This window comes from Nocardiopsis listeri (assembly GCF_020741345.1).
Lineage (GTDB): Bacteria > Actinomycetota > Actinomycetes > Streptosporangiales > Streptosporangiaceae > Nocardiopsis > Nocardiopsis listeri_A.
Window position 1 is genome coordinate 1 of sequence record NZ_DYZD01000157.1, and the last position, 14122, is coordinate 14122.

A 14122-nucleotide genomic window follows, 5' to 3' on the forward strand; every position below is an offset into this window, starting at 1 on the left:
GGGGCGCCTTCAACAGGGCGGTCCATTCACCTGATGCACCACCTGCGTGGTCCGGGCCCGGGCGCCCGGTCGGACGCGCCGGGACCGGTCCTCGACGGCTCACCGGGAGGCGGCGTCCACCGTGTGGCGCAACAGCAGTGCCGTGGTCACCGGGCCCACACCACCGGGAACAGGGGTGAGCGCCCCGACCCTCTCCGACACGGCGTCGGCGTCGACGTCGCCGACCAGCCCGCCGTCCTCTGTCGGGTTGGTGCCCACGTCCACGACCACCGCACCGGGGCGGACATGGTCCGCACCGATGAGCGCCGGCCGGCCCACGGCCGCGACCAGCACGTGCGCACGGGAGGTCACCTCGGGGAGATCCCTCGTCCTCGAATGGCACACGGTGACCGTCGCGTTCCGATCCAACAACAGGTGGGCGAGGGGTTTGCCGACGGTGGTGGACCGGCCCACCACCGCGACCTCCACACCCGACAAAGCCACCTCGTGGTGTTCCAGGATCGTCACCACGGCTTCGGCGGTGGCCGGCGCGAAGGCCGTCAGTCCGGCGGCGAGTCGGCCGAGCGAGGCGGGGTTGGCCCCGTCCACGTCCTTGTCGACCGGAATCCGCTCGGCGAGCTCCGGCGCCGAGACGCCCTTCGGAAGTGGGGTCTGCAGGATGATCCCGTGCACCTTCGGATCCCGGCCCAGTTCGTCGAGGCGATCCGCGATGACCTTCGTCGAAGCGTCCGCGCCCAGGTCCACGACGTCGCAGGCGACGCCGACCTTCTCCGCCGCGCGGGCGATCGAGCCCACGTACCAGGCGCTACCTCCGTCATCGGTGGCCACCACCACGGCGAGTCGGGGAGGCCCGCCCCGCTCGTTCAGCTCGGCGGCGCGTTCCCCTGTCTCACGCCGGATGCGCGCGGCGATCTCCCTGCCCGACAGCACGGTCATCGGCGGATCACCTCGCGCACCCGTTCGGTCACCCGGTCGGCGTCCGCCTGAACCGCGTCGACGTCGTCCGCCGACTGCGAGAGACCGAGCGCCACGTCCGAGTCCTTGACGCTCGGCCGGTTGACCTCGATGTTCACCCGGCTGGTGCCGGCCGCCGCCCGAGCGGCGTCCGCGGCGGCGGCCAGGTCGGTGATCAGGTTGCGGTTGCCGATCGGAATCAGTTCCGTGGCCAGGTCGACGATCTGCCGGGCGATGGCGATCACCCTCATCGGCGGTCGAGCGGCCCCGGCGGCGGCGTCGGAGATCGCCTCCTTGCGGGCGGCCCTCTCCTCATCGGTGCCCCGAGGCAGCCCGTAGGCGTCGCCCATCGATCCGAAGGCGGTCTCGTCGGCGTCGGCGCACTCCAGTGAGCGGGCCACGAGTTCGTCCGCGCTCTCGGTGATCCGGGCGATCTCGTCGGCGTGCCCGGCGTACTTCTCCCCGGTGCTGTACCGGGCGACCATCGCGATCAGGGCGGCGCCCTGCGCCGCGTGGAGCGCCGCCGCCGCCCCACCGCCGGGGGTCGGTTCCCTGGACGACAACCTGTCCAGGTAGTCACCGATCTTCTCTGCGGACAGCATGAGGCATCACCCGTTCGATGGTGTTCGGAGGTTCCTCGAAATTCTGTCACGTGCCCGATCTCGCAGGCGGCCCGATCACCTGATCCGACTCGGTGGGGAGCACTTGTTCCATTCCGCCCCTATCGGAGCCCGAATGGCTTTACCGTCGGCAGGAACAGGCCAGGGAGGAGCTCACGTGTACTGCGACTACTGCGGGTCCTGGAACGGCGGAGTGAACCAGAAGTGCCGTAACTGTCTACGTCCCCTTGGTTTTCGAGGGCGACCGTCCACACGGATCGGAAGGTCCTAGTGCCCCCGGTCCATCCGGATCCCACCGAAGTCATCGAGGCCTGGATCCCCCACGACGCCCGTTGGCAGGCCCAGGCCCGCGAGCACGCCCGTCACGGCTCGGAGCGCCTGCGCCTCTACGTCACCGAGCTGGTGCGCGACCACCGTGACGGGGCCAGGTCCATCAGCGACGACTTCGACCTGCGCACCCTGAAGGCCGTGGTGGAGGATCTTCAGTCGAGCGGGTTGAGCGACGTGGACTGGCGTCGGGTCGCCCAAGCCCTCACCCACCCGGGCCTCCGGTAACCCCGGAAGTGGCAGGTTCCGGCCACCGGTCTGGACCTGTGCGGTGGCGGGTGACAACATTGATGCGTCGTGTTCGCCCTCTTGTAGCGGGAGGGGGCTCACGGCGAGGCCGCCGTCTCGACCGGTTACGAGACGGCGGCCGTCCACACCTGCGGGGAGAGCGGCCCGAAGGTTTCACGTGAAACATCCACCCCGCGCCCAGTGCTCCGAACTGCGATCACGTCCCGGTTCGAAGGTCGTGCACCGGCTCCGGCAGATCCAGGCAGTGGCCCATCGCCCGTAGCCAACGATTTCCCCGAAGCCCAGGCTCCAACGAGGTCAGCGTCGCAGCGTACTTACTGAACCGGACCTCTCGCAGCCCCAGTCGGTGCAGGCTGCGTTCGGTCCGGGTGAGCCCGCCCCGGGTCTTGATCTCCAGCAGCACCACGTCAGGGCGCATTCGGACCGAACGGTCCCCCCGGTATCCGACGAGTTCGGTGTCGACCGTGACGCGCTCCCGGCCACAGGACGACACCACCGTGGATCGGCGGTAATCCGTCACCGCGGCGGGCAGCAGCTTGTCGGGCGCCTCCATCCGATAGCCGGCCAGGGAGCGGTCGAGGAACCCCCGGGTCCGTGGGGTCAGCCGGTCCGAGGGTGCCTCCAGCGGCAGCTCGATCCGCGCCTTGTCGGTGATTCCGCGCGCCCCCTTCAACTTCACCTCGAACATCTTGGTGCCGGTGTCCACGTAGGTGCGGGTGCGCACCTTGTACCGAAGGCGCCGACCCTGGCGGTGGTCGTGGAAGGTGCCCAGGTCCGGGGTGTCCATGTAGGTGGACGAGTACAGGAAGGAGGCCCGGCCACCGATCTCCAGAACGCTGAAGTCACGTTCGGCGCCCGCGAAGAGGTCCGGCATCAGTTCGGTGGGCACCAGATACTTGCGACAGGTCCGGGTGACCAGGGCGGCGCGTTCGTTCATCTCCGAGAGGGACACCGGGCGCAGCCCGGCGAGACCGGCCGGAGCCTGACCGGAAGAGAGCTCGGGGGAACGCCCGGCGGCGAGGGACCCCGCCGGGCCGCCGGTGAGCGAGGGCCTCATCGTTCACCCCACCAAGCCGGTATGGAGTGACGACGCTCGCCCGGCGGCCGGCCCGGGGCCGCTTCGAGCCTCGGTTCCAGGAACCGCACGTCCACCACCATGAGGTCGCGCACGTAGTCCACCTCGGTGACCTCCACGTGCCGAACCTTGCCGCGCAGTCGGCCCTCCAGGTCCTGCCGGAGCGCGATGGGGTCCTCGTGCACCACGTCCAGCGTCATGATCCGCCGTTGGGTGCGGGGCAGGAGCTTCGGGTGGCCCGCCAGGTACAGGACGCCCAGCAGCAGGATGTTCAGACCCACCATCACCAGCGGGGGCGCGATCGCGTTGATCAGGCCCAGGGTGATCGCGACGAAGTAGTAGCCGATCTCACCCTGACTGATCAGGTCCGACCGCAGCCGCAGGATCGACAGCACACCGAACAACCCGAAACCGACCGCCAGCCCCACCTCCTGGCGGGCCATCATCGCCACCACGGCGAAGATGCCGACGTTCAGGGCCACGTAGGCCGACAACAGGTCCCGACGGCCGTGCCGACGGAAGTAGAGGACATAGGACAACACCGTGATCGCGGCCAGGTCGACCGCCAACGCGAACCAGATCATGGTCATCATCCTGGGCACCGGCCGTGAGGCGATCATGAGCGCCGGATGAGGAAACCCTCATGATCGGCCGACCCCCACCCCGCCGAACGATCGGTATCGCTGAAGCCTCGTCCGACGGTCGGCGCGGTTCGACGATCAACCGGTCAGCCGGTACCCCATGCCCCGCACCGTCACGATCCGCTCCACGCCCACCTTGCGGCGCAGCGCCCGGACGAAAACGTCCACCACGTTCGACCCGGGGTCGTAGTCGTAGCCCCACACGTGCGACAGCATCTGCTGCCGGGTCAACACCTGCCCTTGGTGCCGCATGAGCAGCTCCAACAACGCGAACTCGCGGGCGGTCAGGTCCACGGTCGATTCGTCCACCGAAGCTCGTCGGGTGCGCAGGTCCAGGGACAGTCCACCGGCTTTCAGCACCGTCAGGTCCGCCGTGCGTTCGGTACGCATCCGAAGCCGCACCCGGGCCAACAGCTCCTCGAACCGGAACGGTTTGGTGACGTAGTCGTCCGCCCCGATCTCCAGTCCGGTCACGGTGTCGCGCACCCCGTCCCGCGCGGTCAGGATCACCACGGGGGTCTGCACGCCCATCGACCGGACCCGGCGCAGCACGTCGAACCCGTCGGTGTCGGGCAGCCCCAGGTCCAACAACATCAGGTCGAATCCGCCGGTGACGGCGTAGTCCACGGCCTCCGCGCCGGTGCCCACCACCGTGGTGGTGAACCCGTTCGCGGTCAGACCCTTGCGGACGAACGAGGCGATCCGCTCCTCGTCCTCGACGATGAGTACGCGACTCACGCGCGCTCCCTTCCGATGGTTCTGTCGACCGGGATGATCAGAGTGAACGTCGATCCTCGGCCGGGTGCCGAACGCAGGTCGACCCTGCCGTGGTGCGCTTCGGCGATGGCACGGACGATGGCCAGGCCCAGGCCGGCGCCGCCGTCGCCGCCCCGCGCGGTCCGCCCACCACGGGAGAACCGTTCGAAGATCCGGCCGTGGTCCTCGGTCGGGATACCCGATCCCTCGTCGGACACCCACAGACGGACGTCCGAGCCCACCAAGGCGGAACCGATTCGCACAGTGGACCCTGCAGGGCTGTACCGGACGGCGTTGGCGGCCAACTGCACCATCGCCTGCGTGACCCGCTGCGGGTCGAGGCGGGCCGTGCCCTCGGCGACGGTCTCCAACCGCCACGACCGGTCGCCCAACGGACGCACCTTGGCGTCGATGTCGCTGGTCAGCTCGGCCAGCGAGACCGGTTCGGGGCGCACGAAGTCGGGCTGTTGCGCCTTGGCGAGCAACAGCAGGTCCTCCACGATCCGCCCCATGCGGTCGAGTTCGTCGGTGACCAGTCGGACGACCTCCTCGCGTTCCTCGGGGGAGTCGCCCATGAGTTCGAGGTGTCCGCGCACGATGGTGATGGGGGTGCGCAGTTCGTGTCCGGCGTCGTCGACGAACCGTCTCTGAGCGGTGAAGGCCCCCTCCAAACGGTCCAGCATGCTGTTGAACTGCTCGGCCAGGGCGGCGATGTCGTCCCGACCGGACACCTCGATCCGCTGGGTGAGATCCTCCTCGCCGATCGCGGCGGCGGTGCGGCGCACCAGCCGGACCGGGGCGAGGATGCGTCCCGCCACCCACCAGGCCGCCGTGCTCGCGGCGAGCAGACCCAGCGTGCTCACCAGGGTGATGATGCCCATGGTGGCGCCGGTGGAGGCGTGGTCCTCCTCGGTGAAGTAGCCGATGACGAACCAACCGGCCGGGCCCTGAACGCCCTCCGGGGGAAGTGCGCGGACCTTCTCCCACTCGACCGGCCCCGCAGGGGTCCCGAGGGTGCCGCGCGCGTCCGGGGACTCCAGGATCGCCGCGACGGACTCCGGATCGGCGGAAAGGTCGTGCGGCGGGTCCTGGCCCTGCCGGATTCGTCCGGATTCGGTCTTCGTCTCCTCTTCGTTTGCGGCGGCGCCCCCTCGTCGCCGCGGGGTCTCGGTGGTCTCGTCCTCCTCGACCCAGCCGAAGAGGATCTCGGAGTCGTCGGGGTGCTGTCGCTCCAGATGGAGACGGATGAGGGTGCCCACGTCGGTGAAGGGTTCCCCGGTCAGCGGGTCGATGCCCACGGACGCGAACTCCTCGAATTCGCCGGTCTCCTGACTCAGCGCCCGATCCACACGTTCGTCCACCCTCGCGGTCAGCGCGCTCCAGGTGACGACGTTGACCAGGAGGAGGACGACGGCCATGAGCAGGACCACCCAGGCCATGATGATGAGCCGCGCGGGAACGCGGCGACGATGGGGGAGTTCCGGCTGGGGACCGCGCATCACCAGGGTCGGGAACAGGAAGGTGCCTTCGGAGCGGCCCGTGGAGCGTCGATCGGATCCGCGCTCGCGGTCACCGCCCGGCGGTACCCGGATGGTGGTGGCGTCGGGACGGTCCTCTGGGTCAGTCGTCATCGTCATCGTCCCCGAACCGCCGGTCCTGGCAGAGCTCCCACCAGTCGTCCCATTCGTCCTCGCCCCAGCTCTCGTGCCCGGAGCCCTCATCGAGGCAGTCGAACGGGAAGCCGGTCGGTGCGGGTTCCACGGACGGCTCGGCCTCCGGACCCGGCCCGGTGGGCTCGCCCGACTCCTCGGTGACGGGTGGGAGAGGGGCGACCACCCCTTCGTCGGTGGGGCCGGCGGTGGCGCCCTCGGGCGACTCACCGACCACCACCTCCGAGGCGGGGACCGGATCCGGGGATCGAAGGAAGAACGCCCAGACCAGGGCGGCGGTCGTCACGAGGACGACCGTCAACGTCCCGGTGACCAGGGGCACCAGAGGTGATCTCATATCGACAAAGTGTCCTCGTACCGCAGGAAGACAGGATGAAGCGAAGATGAAGAAGGCTTCATCCTCCCAGGTCGACCGGGCACGGAACAGGACCTTCACCACACGGAACGGGCCCCACCCGAGACGAGAACGGGCCCCACGCGTGGTGGGGCCCGAACATCTGAGTCGAGGGTTCAGTAGCGGCGGCCGCGAAGTTCCGCGACGAGGACGGCGGCCTGGGTGCGGCGCTTGAGGTCCAACTTGGCCAACAGCGCCGACACGTAGTTCTTCACGGTCTTCTCCGCCAGGTACAGTCGCTCGCCGATCTGCCGGTTGGTCATGCCCTCGCCGATGAGGTCGAGGATCTGCCGCTCCTGCGGGGTCAGCTCCGCCAGCGGGTCGGGCTCGGACTGGGCGCCGCGCAACCGCTCCAGCATCGCACCCGTGCTCCCCGAATCCAGCAGGGAACCGCCGGCGGCGACGGTGCGCACCGCGCCGACCAGGTCCGCGCCGTGGATCTGTTTGAGCACGTACCCCGCGGCGCCGGCCATGACGGCGTCGTACAGGGCGTCCTCGTCGGCGAAGGAGGTGAGCATCAGGCAGGCGATCTCGGGGTGGTCGGACCGGATCTCCCGGCAGACCTGGACCCCGGAGCCACCGGGCAGACGAACATCCAACACCGCGACGTCGGGAAGCACCACGGGGATCCGCGCCAACGCCTGTTCGGCGGTCCCGGCCTCGCCGACCACGGTCATGTCGTCCTCGGTCTCGAGGAGGGCGGCCACGCCGCGCCGGACGACCTCGTGGTCGTCGACGAGGAAGACCCTGATCTGTTTCCGAGCGCCCTCGGCTCCACCGATCGTCATCGGTCCTCCCTCTCCTCGCGTCCGCGTGCTCGCGACACCACTCCGAGGAAGACGTTAATACGTATGCGGGGTTCATCGGGAGTCTTAAGCCATCGAAGTGGCCGGTCAAAAGTCCCAGAACCGACCAAACGTGGTTCGAGTGCCGCGGGGGTCGATCACGGGTGGTGCGGACGTGATCACGGTCGTGTCCTGGTCACCGTATCGCCAATGCGCGCCCCGGGGGCGACGGGCCCCCGGGGAACACGGGAACACGAGTTCAGGGGCGGTGTCCGGCCCACGGGCGGGCCAGTTCGAAGGCCCGGCAGGCTCGCAGCACCCGGGTGTCCGAGTGCCGCGGCCCCACGATCTGGAGGCCGATCGGCAACCCCGAATCGCTGAACCCGCACGGCACGCTCGCCGCCGGCTGCTGGGTCATGTTGAACGGGTAGCTGAACCCGGCCCAGGAGGTCCACCGTCGCCCGGACGACTCGGGTGGAGACTCCAACCCGGCCTCGAAGGCCACCATCGGCATGGTCGGAGTGAGCAGCAGGTCGTAGGTCTCGTGGAAGCGGCCCATGCGGGCGCCCATGGCCATCCGCAGGGCCATGGCGGTCAGGTAGTCCTGCGCCGAGTAGGACAGCCCTTCCTCGATGATCTCGCGCAGCCCCGGATCCTGCAGGTCGCGCTCGCGGTCGGTGAGCTTCTCGGTGGCCTTGGCCGCACCCGAGTACCAGAGCACGTGGAACTCCGCCATGGAATCGGGCAGCCCCGGGTCGGCCTCCTCCACCTTGGCGCCGAGCTCCTCGAACACGCGCACCGCCTCGGCGACCGCGCGGGCCACCTCCGGGTCCACGTCCAGCCCGCCCAGGGTCGGGCTGTAGGCGATCCGCATCCCCCTGACCAGTTCACGAGGGTCCTCTCCACGCCCGGCCTCGGCCAGTCCGGGAGCGGGGGTCGGCATCGCCATCCAGTCTCGGGAATCGAAGCCGGAGATCACGTCCAGCATCAGCGCCATGTCGCCGACGGTGCGGGTCATCGGTCCGGTGTGCGCCAGCGAACCGAACGGGCTCGCCGGGTAGTGCGGCACCAGTCCCCAGGTGGGTTTGATCCCGCAGACCCCGGTGAAGCTCGCCGGGATGCGGATGGACCCGCCCCCGTCGGTCCCCGTCGACAGCGGGCCCATTCCCGCGGCGACCGCCGCCGCCGAGCCGCCACTGGAACCGCCCGGGGTGGTGGACAGGTCCCAGGGGTTACGGGTGATTCCGGTGAGCGGGTTGTCCGTGACCCCCTTCCACGCCAGTTCGGGGGTGGTGGTCTTGCCGACGAACACCGCCCCGTGCTCCCGCAGGCGTGCCGTGACCGGGGAGTCCTCCTCCCACGGGCCCTCCTGGGAAGAGGTCACCGAACCCTTCAGGGTGGGCCACCCCTTCGTCAGGTGGATGTCCTTGACGGAGGCGGGCACCCCGTCGAGTTTCCCGATCGGTTCACCGCGCCGCCACCGCTCGGCCGAGGCGCGCGCGGCCTCGCGGGCCTCCTCGGGGCGCACCAGGCAGAACGCGTTGAGCGCAGGGTTGTCCTGCTCGATGCGTTCGAGCACGGAGTCGACCGCCTCCACCGGGGAGAGCTCCCCGGCGGAGTAGGCGCGCAACAGTTGTTCGGCGGACAGGTCGGCCGGTGTGCCCTCACCGGAGCGGGCGCGGGGGACCTCGGGGTCGGCGCCGGGCGCGTTCCCCGAGGTGCCCACGGCCGTGCCCGTGTCTTCGTTCCCGGCCCGTTCGGAACGGATCGTCACTTCAGCCTCCCAAGTCACGCGAGGGGTCAGCCGGGTACGTAACCCCGGTCCTTGTCCACGACGTTTCGCAGTTCCCGCCCGTCCAGGTAACGGGCGAGGTTGTCCAGGAACAGCTCGACCAGGTCATCGCGCCACCCGACCACGTCACCGGACATGTGCGGGGAGACGAAGGATCCGGGCAGGCCCCACAGCGGGTTGATGGCCTTGAGTGGTTCCCGTTCGAAGACGTCCAGGGCCGAGCCGGCGATCGAACCCTCTTGGAGGGCGTTGACCAGGTCGGACTGGACGACGATGGGGCCGCGGGCGATGTTGATCAGGCGCGCGGTGGGCTTCATGAGGTCGAGGAAGTGCCGGTCGACGAGGCCTCGGGTGGCATCGGTGAGAGGCGCGGCGACGACCACGTAGTCGGCTTCGGGGAGGGCCTGGAACAGTGTGGGGCCGCCGTCGGCGGCGCGTTCCGCCAGGCTGGAGGCGACCACGTGACCGAAGTCGGGATCGCCGTCACGGGAGTGGCTGCCGGAGGCTCGGACCTCCATCCCCACCGCGGCGAGCTTGCGTCCGATCGCCCGACCGATGGGGCCGGTGCCGATCACCAGTGCGCGTTTGCCGGCGACGCGTTCGGTCTCGCGGTGCAGCCATTGGTTCCGACGCTGCAACTCCGATGTGCGGTGGAAGTCCTTGGCGAAGGAGATCACGAGGCCGAGGACGTATTCGGCGATGTGCTCGTCGAAGACCCCGCGTGAGTTGGTGACCACGGCGTCGCTTTCGACCAGTCCGGGGAACATCAGGTTGTCCACCCCGGTGGTGGCGGCGTGCACCCATCGCAGCCGGTCGGCCTTGGACCAGGAGTCGGCGAGCGCTTCGGTGAACAGATCCCAGACCAGGAGCGCGTCGGCGCCGGGCAGGGCGGCGGACAGCCCTTCGGCGTCTGTGTGGACGACCTCGCCCAGACCCGGGTGGTCGTCGAGACGTTCGTGACCCGGTGGCAGGTCCTCGCCGTGGAGGACCACCAGACGCGGTCGTTCGGGTGCGGAGACGGTGGTGGAGCCGGGAGGACGGTTCACTGGCACGAGCTTTCCGGTAGCGAGTGGTGATGCGGTGCCGTCGGGGTGCTGGTTCGCCCTGCATCGGAAACGCTAAGGAGCCCACATGGGATTGTCAACAATCCACAAAAGGGCTGTTCTGGGGCAAAGGCGCACCTTGCGCCCCTGTCGGCACTGGCGGGATACCCGTTCGGCCCGGGTCTATTGCCGGACCCGGGAGGTTGATCGTAAGATTGTCGACAATCAACAGTGCCGTGACCTCAGTGGCCCGAACGACCCTTCGGGCCGGTCTCCCAGGACTCATGTAGGCCCCGCCGAAGGGAACCCACTTGCCCAGGTACATGACCGTCACGCTCGCCCGACGCGGGGTCTCCTGCGTCGCCGAACTCCTCGACAAGGAAGCGCCTCGCACGTGTGATGCGGTGTGGAACGCCCTCCCACAGGGCGACGCCGTCCAGCACGCCAAGTACGCGCGCAACGAGGTCTACACGATGGTGCCGCGGTTCGCCGACCCCGAACCCGGCCAGGAGAACCCCACCGTCACCCCGATCCCCGGTGACCTCGTCTACTTCTCCTTCGACTCCGGCATGCTCGACCGTTCCTTCAAGGAGGACAAGGGCATCGAGCACCTGCCGGGGGTCATCGACCTGGCCCTCTTCTACGGCCGGAACAACCTGCTGCTCAACGGAGACGTGGGCTGGGTCCCCGGCAACGTGTTCGCCACCGTGGTGGAGAACCTGCCGGCCATGGCCGAGGCCTGCAACGACGTCTGGCGCTCCGGCAGCGTCGGTGAGCGGCTCCTGTACGAACGGCTCGACCGCTGAACGGCGGCCACAAGGCCCATCGTGGCCACGGCACCCATCGCACCGTGGGTCGCGCCGGCACATCCGAAACACCGCACACGGCTGGACAGAGCACATCAATGGGAGGTGAGTGACCGATGAGAACCGAGGGAACCGGGCCGGAACCCCAGCGCGGCACCGAGCACACGAAATCGACGGTCCCGACGCGGCAGGCGGGGCCCGAGCCGGAGCGGGAGACGACCGGACGGGCGCCCGTACAGGAGCCCGAGCCGACGAGCGAGCCGAAGGTCGTCGAACTGTCGGCGGCGACCGTGACCCCCTGGCAGGCCGGGGTGGGGGTGATCGCTCCCTACGACTTCGCGCTCGACCGCGAACTGTGGCGGTGGACGCCCGACGACGTCTCGCTGCACGTCACCCGCCTCCCCTACGTCCACGTTCCGGTCACGGTCGACCAAGCCGCGGCTCTGAGCAAGGGCAAGGCGGTGACCCGCGCGGTCAAGGCGCTCATGGCACCCGAACCCCTGGCCGTCGGCTACGCCTGCGCCTCCGGCAGCTTCGTGCACGGGGCCGAGGGCGAACGCGAACTCCATCGCACCATGCTGGCGGCGGGAGCCCCAAGGGCCGCCACGACCTCGGGCGCCCTGATCGAGGCGCTCAAGGTCCTGGACGCCGACCGGATCGCGGTGGTCACCCCGTACGTGGACAGCGTGACCGACCGACTCCTGGACTACCTCGCCGAACACGGCATCGGCGTCACCTCCAGCGTCGGACTCGGCCTGCTCAGCCACATCTGGAAGGTCACCTACGCCGAGGTCGCCCACGCGGTGCACGAGGCGGACCACCCCGACGCCCAAGCCGTCTACATCAGCTGCACCAACGTCCTCACCTACGACATCATCGCGCCGCTGGAGCGCGAACTGGGTAAACCCGTCATAGCGGCCAACCAGGTCACCATGTGGGCGGTCATGCGCGCGGCCGGCCGTCGCGCCGTCGCACATGGGCAGAGCCTGATCGATGTGGCCGCGCCCAGTGCCGCCTGACACCACAACCGATCACCGCACACGGAGAGCGCCTCGACCCAGAGGAGAGACATGACCCGCGTCGGATTCCTGTATCCCGGCCACAGCGCCGAAGACGACTACCCGGCCTTCGCCGACCTGCTCGACGACGTCGAACTACCCCTCGTGCACACGCTCATGCGCGAGGACGCCCACCGTGTGGACGCCCTGCTGGACGTGGGCAGTGAAGGTGTGCTCGCCAAGGGAGCACAGGAACTCGCCGCCTTGGAGGTCGAGGCCGCGGTCTGGGCCTGCACCAGCGGCAGCTTCGTGTTCGGCTGGGAAGGGGCACAACGCCAGGTCCAAGGGGTGCGCGACGTCGTGGGCGTGCCCACGTCCAGCACCTCCTTCGCGTTCGTGCACGCCCTGCGCCAGTTGGGTGTCTCAAGGGTCGCCATCGCCGCGACCTACCCGGACGACGTCGGTCAACGGTTCGTGGAGTTCCTCGACGCCGCGGGTGTCACGGTGGTGTCCCTGGCCAGCCACGGCATCCCCACCGCGGCCGAGGTGGGGAGGCTGGACCCCGACGACGCGGTCGACTTCGTCATCACCAACGACCACCCCAGGTCGGAGGTGGTCCTGGTGCCGGACACCGCCCTGCACAGCGCCGACCTCATCGACCCCATGGAGGCGCTCCTGGGCAAGACGGTGCTCACCGCCAACCAGGTGAGCGTCTGGGAGGGGTTGCGTCTGGCGGGGCGATGCGGCACGAGGAACGGGCCCGGAAACCTCTTCCGATCAGGCCCCTCCATTGTCGGGGACCCGTTCGCCGCCCGTTAACCTCGGGGGCCGGCCCATGTCCGGTTCGTCCGCCCGAGTCCGGCCCCGTGTTCGCGGTCGAGGTGTCGACCGCCCGCCAGGAATCCGAATCGAGTCCCGAGAAGGGAAGACCGCATGTCATCCCCTGGTCAGCTCAGACCCGTCCCACGGCGTTCCACCGCCGAGCTGATCGCCGACCAACTGCGCTCGGCGATCATGTACGGATCCCTCTCCCCGGGGGACCAGCTGGGCGAGGCCGAGCTCGCCGGGCGTCTCGGGGTGAGCCGGGGGCCGCTTCGCGAGGCGATGCAGCGTCTGGTCCAGGAGGGTCTGCTCCGCAGTGAACGGCACAGGGGCCTGTTCGTGTGCGAGCTGACCCCCGCGGACGTGCGGGACATCTATGTCGCCCGGCTCGCGGTGGAACGCGCCGCCTGCGAACTGATCATGCGGGGCAACCGAGGCGAGGCCCTGGCCCGTCTCACCCCCGCCGTCGATCGATTGGCGCAGGCCGCGGCCAAGGGGGACCGTGAGGAGATGAGCGACGCCGACCAGGAGTTCCACCGGACCCTGGTCAGTTGCTCGGGAAACTCCCGGTTGGAGCGCATGGCGCAGACGCTGCTGGTGGAGACCCGTATGTGTCTGACGGTGATGCAGGACGTCTACCCGGAGCCGGAGGAGCTTTTGGAGGAGCACCGGCGGATCCTGGACACGATCGTGGACGGCGAGGAGGAGCGTCTGCTCGCCCTGATCGAGTCGCACATGATCGACACCGTCGAACGGATCAACGCCGAGGGCGGGAACGGAGCCGGGGAAGACGGAGAACTTCCCGAGGCCACTCCGGGGGACTGAGCGGGTCGAGGGCGGATGAAAGGGTCGGTTTCCGAGCAAGTCGGAACCGGCCCTTTTCCATGGCGAATGGGGGCGCAGTGACCCTGTGCGAATAAATCGGTCGAATGGGTTGCGAGCCGGTGGGTGGGTCGTGCTAGCTTCTATTTCGGGCAGCGCATTAAGTCCATTTAGGACATAGGCCTTAGGGTGGTTCCTGGAGGAACCCGGTCCAAGGACCCCGTGTCGGGCCTCGCGCCGGGGCCGAGCGCCTCAACCCCCGCCCCTCACACCCCTCGACGGCCCTGAGCCGTCACCGTCCCCACGGTGGAAGGAACCCCCGAGTGTTCGGATATCACGGCCCCGCGAGCGCCCCCGGCGTACGCACC

Annotated in this window: 15 protein-coding genes; 5 read left to right on the top strand and 10 right to left on the bottom strand. The window is 69.2% G+C overall.

Translation table 11 applies throughout. From position 1 onward, the window contains the following. Nucleotides 1-99: 99 nt before the first annotated feature. Complete coding sequence (locus tag K8V84_RS08885; RefSeq protein ID WP_304072867.1) at nt 100-936, bottom strand: bifunctional 5,10-methylenetetrahydrofolate dehydrogenase/5,10-methenyltetrahydrofolate cyclohydrolase; 837 nt, start codon at nt 934-936, stop codon at nt 100-102. After that, nucleotides 933-1556 carry a cyclodeaminase/cyclohydrolase family protein gene (locus K8V84_RS08890; RefSeq protein ID WP_304072870.1) on the bottom strand — a complete coding sequence of 208 codons (624 nt, stop codon included), beginning with the start codon at nt 1554-1556 and terminating at the stop codon, nt 933-935. Before K8V84_RS08890 ends, K8V84_RS08885 begins: the two co-directional genes overlap by 4 nt. Before the next feature lie 288 nt (nt 1557-1844). On the opposite strand from K8V84_RS08890, the gene K8V84_RS08895 reads away from it, so the two are divergent. Continuing rightward, nucleotides 1845-2129, top strand: coding sequence for a hypothetical protein (locus tag K8V84_RS08895; protein ID WP_304072871.1), 285 nt, complete (start codon nt 1845-1847; stop codon nt 2127-2129). A gap of 217 nt (nt 2130-2346) precedes the next feature. On the opposite strand, the gene K8V84_RS08900 is transcribed toward K8V84_RS08895, so the two are convergent. From K8V84_RS08900 to K8V84_RS08935, 8 genes are all read right to left on the bottom strand, one after another. Continuing rightward, nucleotides 2347-3087 carry a polyphosphate polymerase domain-containing protein gene (locus K8V84_RS08900; protein ID WP_304072895.1) on the bottom strand — a complete coding sequence of 247 codons (741 nt, stop codon included), beginning with the start codon at nt 3085-3087 and terminating at the stop codon, nt 2347-2349. Between the two features lie 116 nt (nt 3088-3203). Continuing rightward, the gene (locus K8V84_RS08905; protein ID WP_304072898.1) at nt 3204-3809 is read right to left on the bottom strand and encodes a DUF4956 domain-containing protein; all 606 of its coding nucleotides are present in this window, start codon (nt 3807-3809) and stop codon (nt 3204-3206) included. Between the two features lie 135 nt (nt 3810-3944). Beyond that, on the bottom strand, nt 3945-4604 hold the full coding sequence (locus tag K8V84_RS08910; protein ID WP_304072872.1) for a response regulator transcription factor: 660 nt from the start codon (nt 4602-4604) through the stop codon (nt 3945-3947). Then, nucleotides 4601-6253, bottom strand: coding sequence for a cell wall metabolism sensor histidine kinase WalK (locus K8V84_RS08915; protein WP_304072875.1), 1653 nt, complete (start codon nt 6251-6253; stop codon nt 4601-4603). The genes K8V84_RS08910 and K8V84_RS08915 overlap by 4 nt, the downstream gene beginning before the upstream one ends. After that, on the bottom strand, nt 6243-6629 hold the full coding sequence (locus K8V84_RS08920; protein ID WP_304072877.1) for a hypothetical protein: 387 nt from the start codon (nt 6627-6629) through the stop codon (nt 6243-6245). The genes K8V84_RS08915 and K8V84_RS08920 overlap by 11 nt, the downstream gene beginning before the upstream one ends. Before the next feature lie 173 nt (nt 6630-6802). Further along, nucleotides 6803-7474 carry a response regulator transcription factor gene (locus tag K8V84_RS08925; RefSeq protein ID WP_304072880.1) on the bottom strand — a complete coding sequence of 224 codons (672 nt, stop codon included), beginning with the start codon at nt 7472-7474 and terminating at the stop codon, nt 6803-6805. Between the two features lie 256 nt (nt 7475-7730). Beyond that, complete coding sequence (locus K8V84_RS08930) at nt 7731-9245, bottom strand: amidase (RefSeq protein ID WP_304072883.1); 1515 nt, start codon at nt 9243-9245, stop codon at nt 7731-7733. 26 nt (nt 9246-9271) lie between these two features. Then, the gene (locus tag K8V84_RS08935) at nt 9272-10309 is read right to left on the bottom strand and encodes a D-2-hydroxyacid dehydrogenase (RefSeq protein WP_304072886.1); all 1038 of its coding nucleotides are present in this window, start codon (nt 10307-10309) and stop codon (nt 9272-9274) included. Between the two features lie 320 nt (nt 10310-10629). Here K8V84_RS08935 and K8V84_RS08940 point away from each other — a divergent pair, with 320 nt between their 5' ends. From K8V84_RS08940 to K8V84_RS08955, 4 genes are all read left to right on the top strand, one after another. After that, nucleotides 10630-11112, top strand: a complete 483-nt coding sequence (locus K8V84_RS08940) for a DUF3830 family protein (protein WP_304072900.1) — start codon at nt 10630-10632, stop codon at nt 11110-11112. A 116-nt stretch (nt 11113-11228) separates the two neighbouring features. Beyond that, a complete protein-coding gene (locus K8V84_RS08945; RefSeq protein ID WP_304072889.1) occupies nt 11229-12131 on the top strand; it encodes an Asp/Glu racemase in 903 nt (300 codons plus the stop codon). A 51-nt stretch (nt 12132-12182) separates the two neighbouring features. Further along, nucleotides 12183-12929, top strand: a complete 747-nt coding sequence (locus K8V84_RS08950; protein WP_304072891.1) for a maleate cis-trans isomerase — start codon at nt 12183-12185, stop codon at nt 12927-12929. A 114-nt stretch (nt 12930-13043) separates the two neighbouring features. Then, nucleotides 13044-13757 carry a GntR family transcriptional regulator gene (locus K8V84_RS08955; protein ID WP_304072893.1) on the top strand — a complete coding sequence of 238 codons (714 nt, stop codon included), beginning with the start codon at nt 13044-13046 and terminating at the stop codon, nt 13755-13757. The last annotated feature ends 365 nt before the right edge of the window (nt 13758-14122 follow it).

Coding starts and splice junctions, on each gene's coding strand:
- K8V84_RS08885 (WP_304072867.1), bottom strand. CDS start 936: ATGACCGTGCTGTCGGGCAGGGAGATCGCCGCGCGCATCCGGCGTGAG.
- K8V84_RS08890 (WP_304072870.1), bottom strand. CDS start 1,556: ATGCTGTCCGCAGAGAAGATCGGTGACTACCTGGACAGGTTGTCGTCC.
- K8V84_RS08900 (WP_304072895.1), bottom strand. CDS start 3,087: ATGAACGAACGCGCCGCCCTGGTCACCCGGACCTGTCGCAAGTATCTG.
- K8V84_RS08905 (WP_304072898.1), bottom strand. CDS start 3,809: ATGATCTGGTTCGCGTTGGCGGTCGACCTGGCCGCGATCACGGTGTTG.
- K8V84_RS08915 (WP_304072875.1), bottom strand. CDS start 6,253: ATGACGACTGACCCAGAGGACCGTCCCGACGCCACCACCATCCGGGTA.
- K8V84_RS08920 (WP_304072877.1), bottom strand. CDS start 6,629: ATGAGATCACCTCTGGTGCCCCTGGTCACCGGGACGTTGACGGTCGTC.
- K8V84_RS08925 (WP_304072880.1), bottom strand. CDS start 7,474: ATGACGATCGGTGGAGCCGAGGGCGCTCGGAAACAGATCAGGGTCTTC.
- K8V84_RS08940 (WP_304072900.1), top strand. CDS start 10,630: ATGACCGTCACGCTCGCCCGACGCGGGGTCTCCTGCGTCGCCGAACTC.
- K8V84_RS08945 (WP_304072889.1), top strand. CDS start 11,229: ATGAGAACCGAGGGAACCGGGCCGGAACCCCAGCGCGGCACCGAGCAC.
- K8V84_RS08950 (WP_304072891.1), top strand. CDS start 12,183: ATGACCCGCGTCGGATTCCTGTATCCCGGCCACAGCGCCGAAGACGAC.
- K8V84_RS08955 (WP_304072893.1), top strand. CDS start 13,044: ATGTCATCCCCTGGTCAGCTCAGACCCGTCCCACGGCGTTCCACCGCC.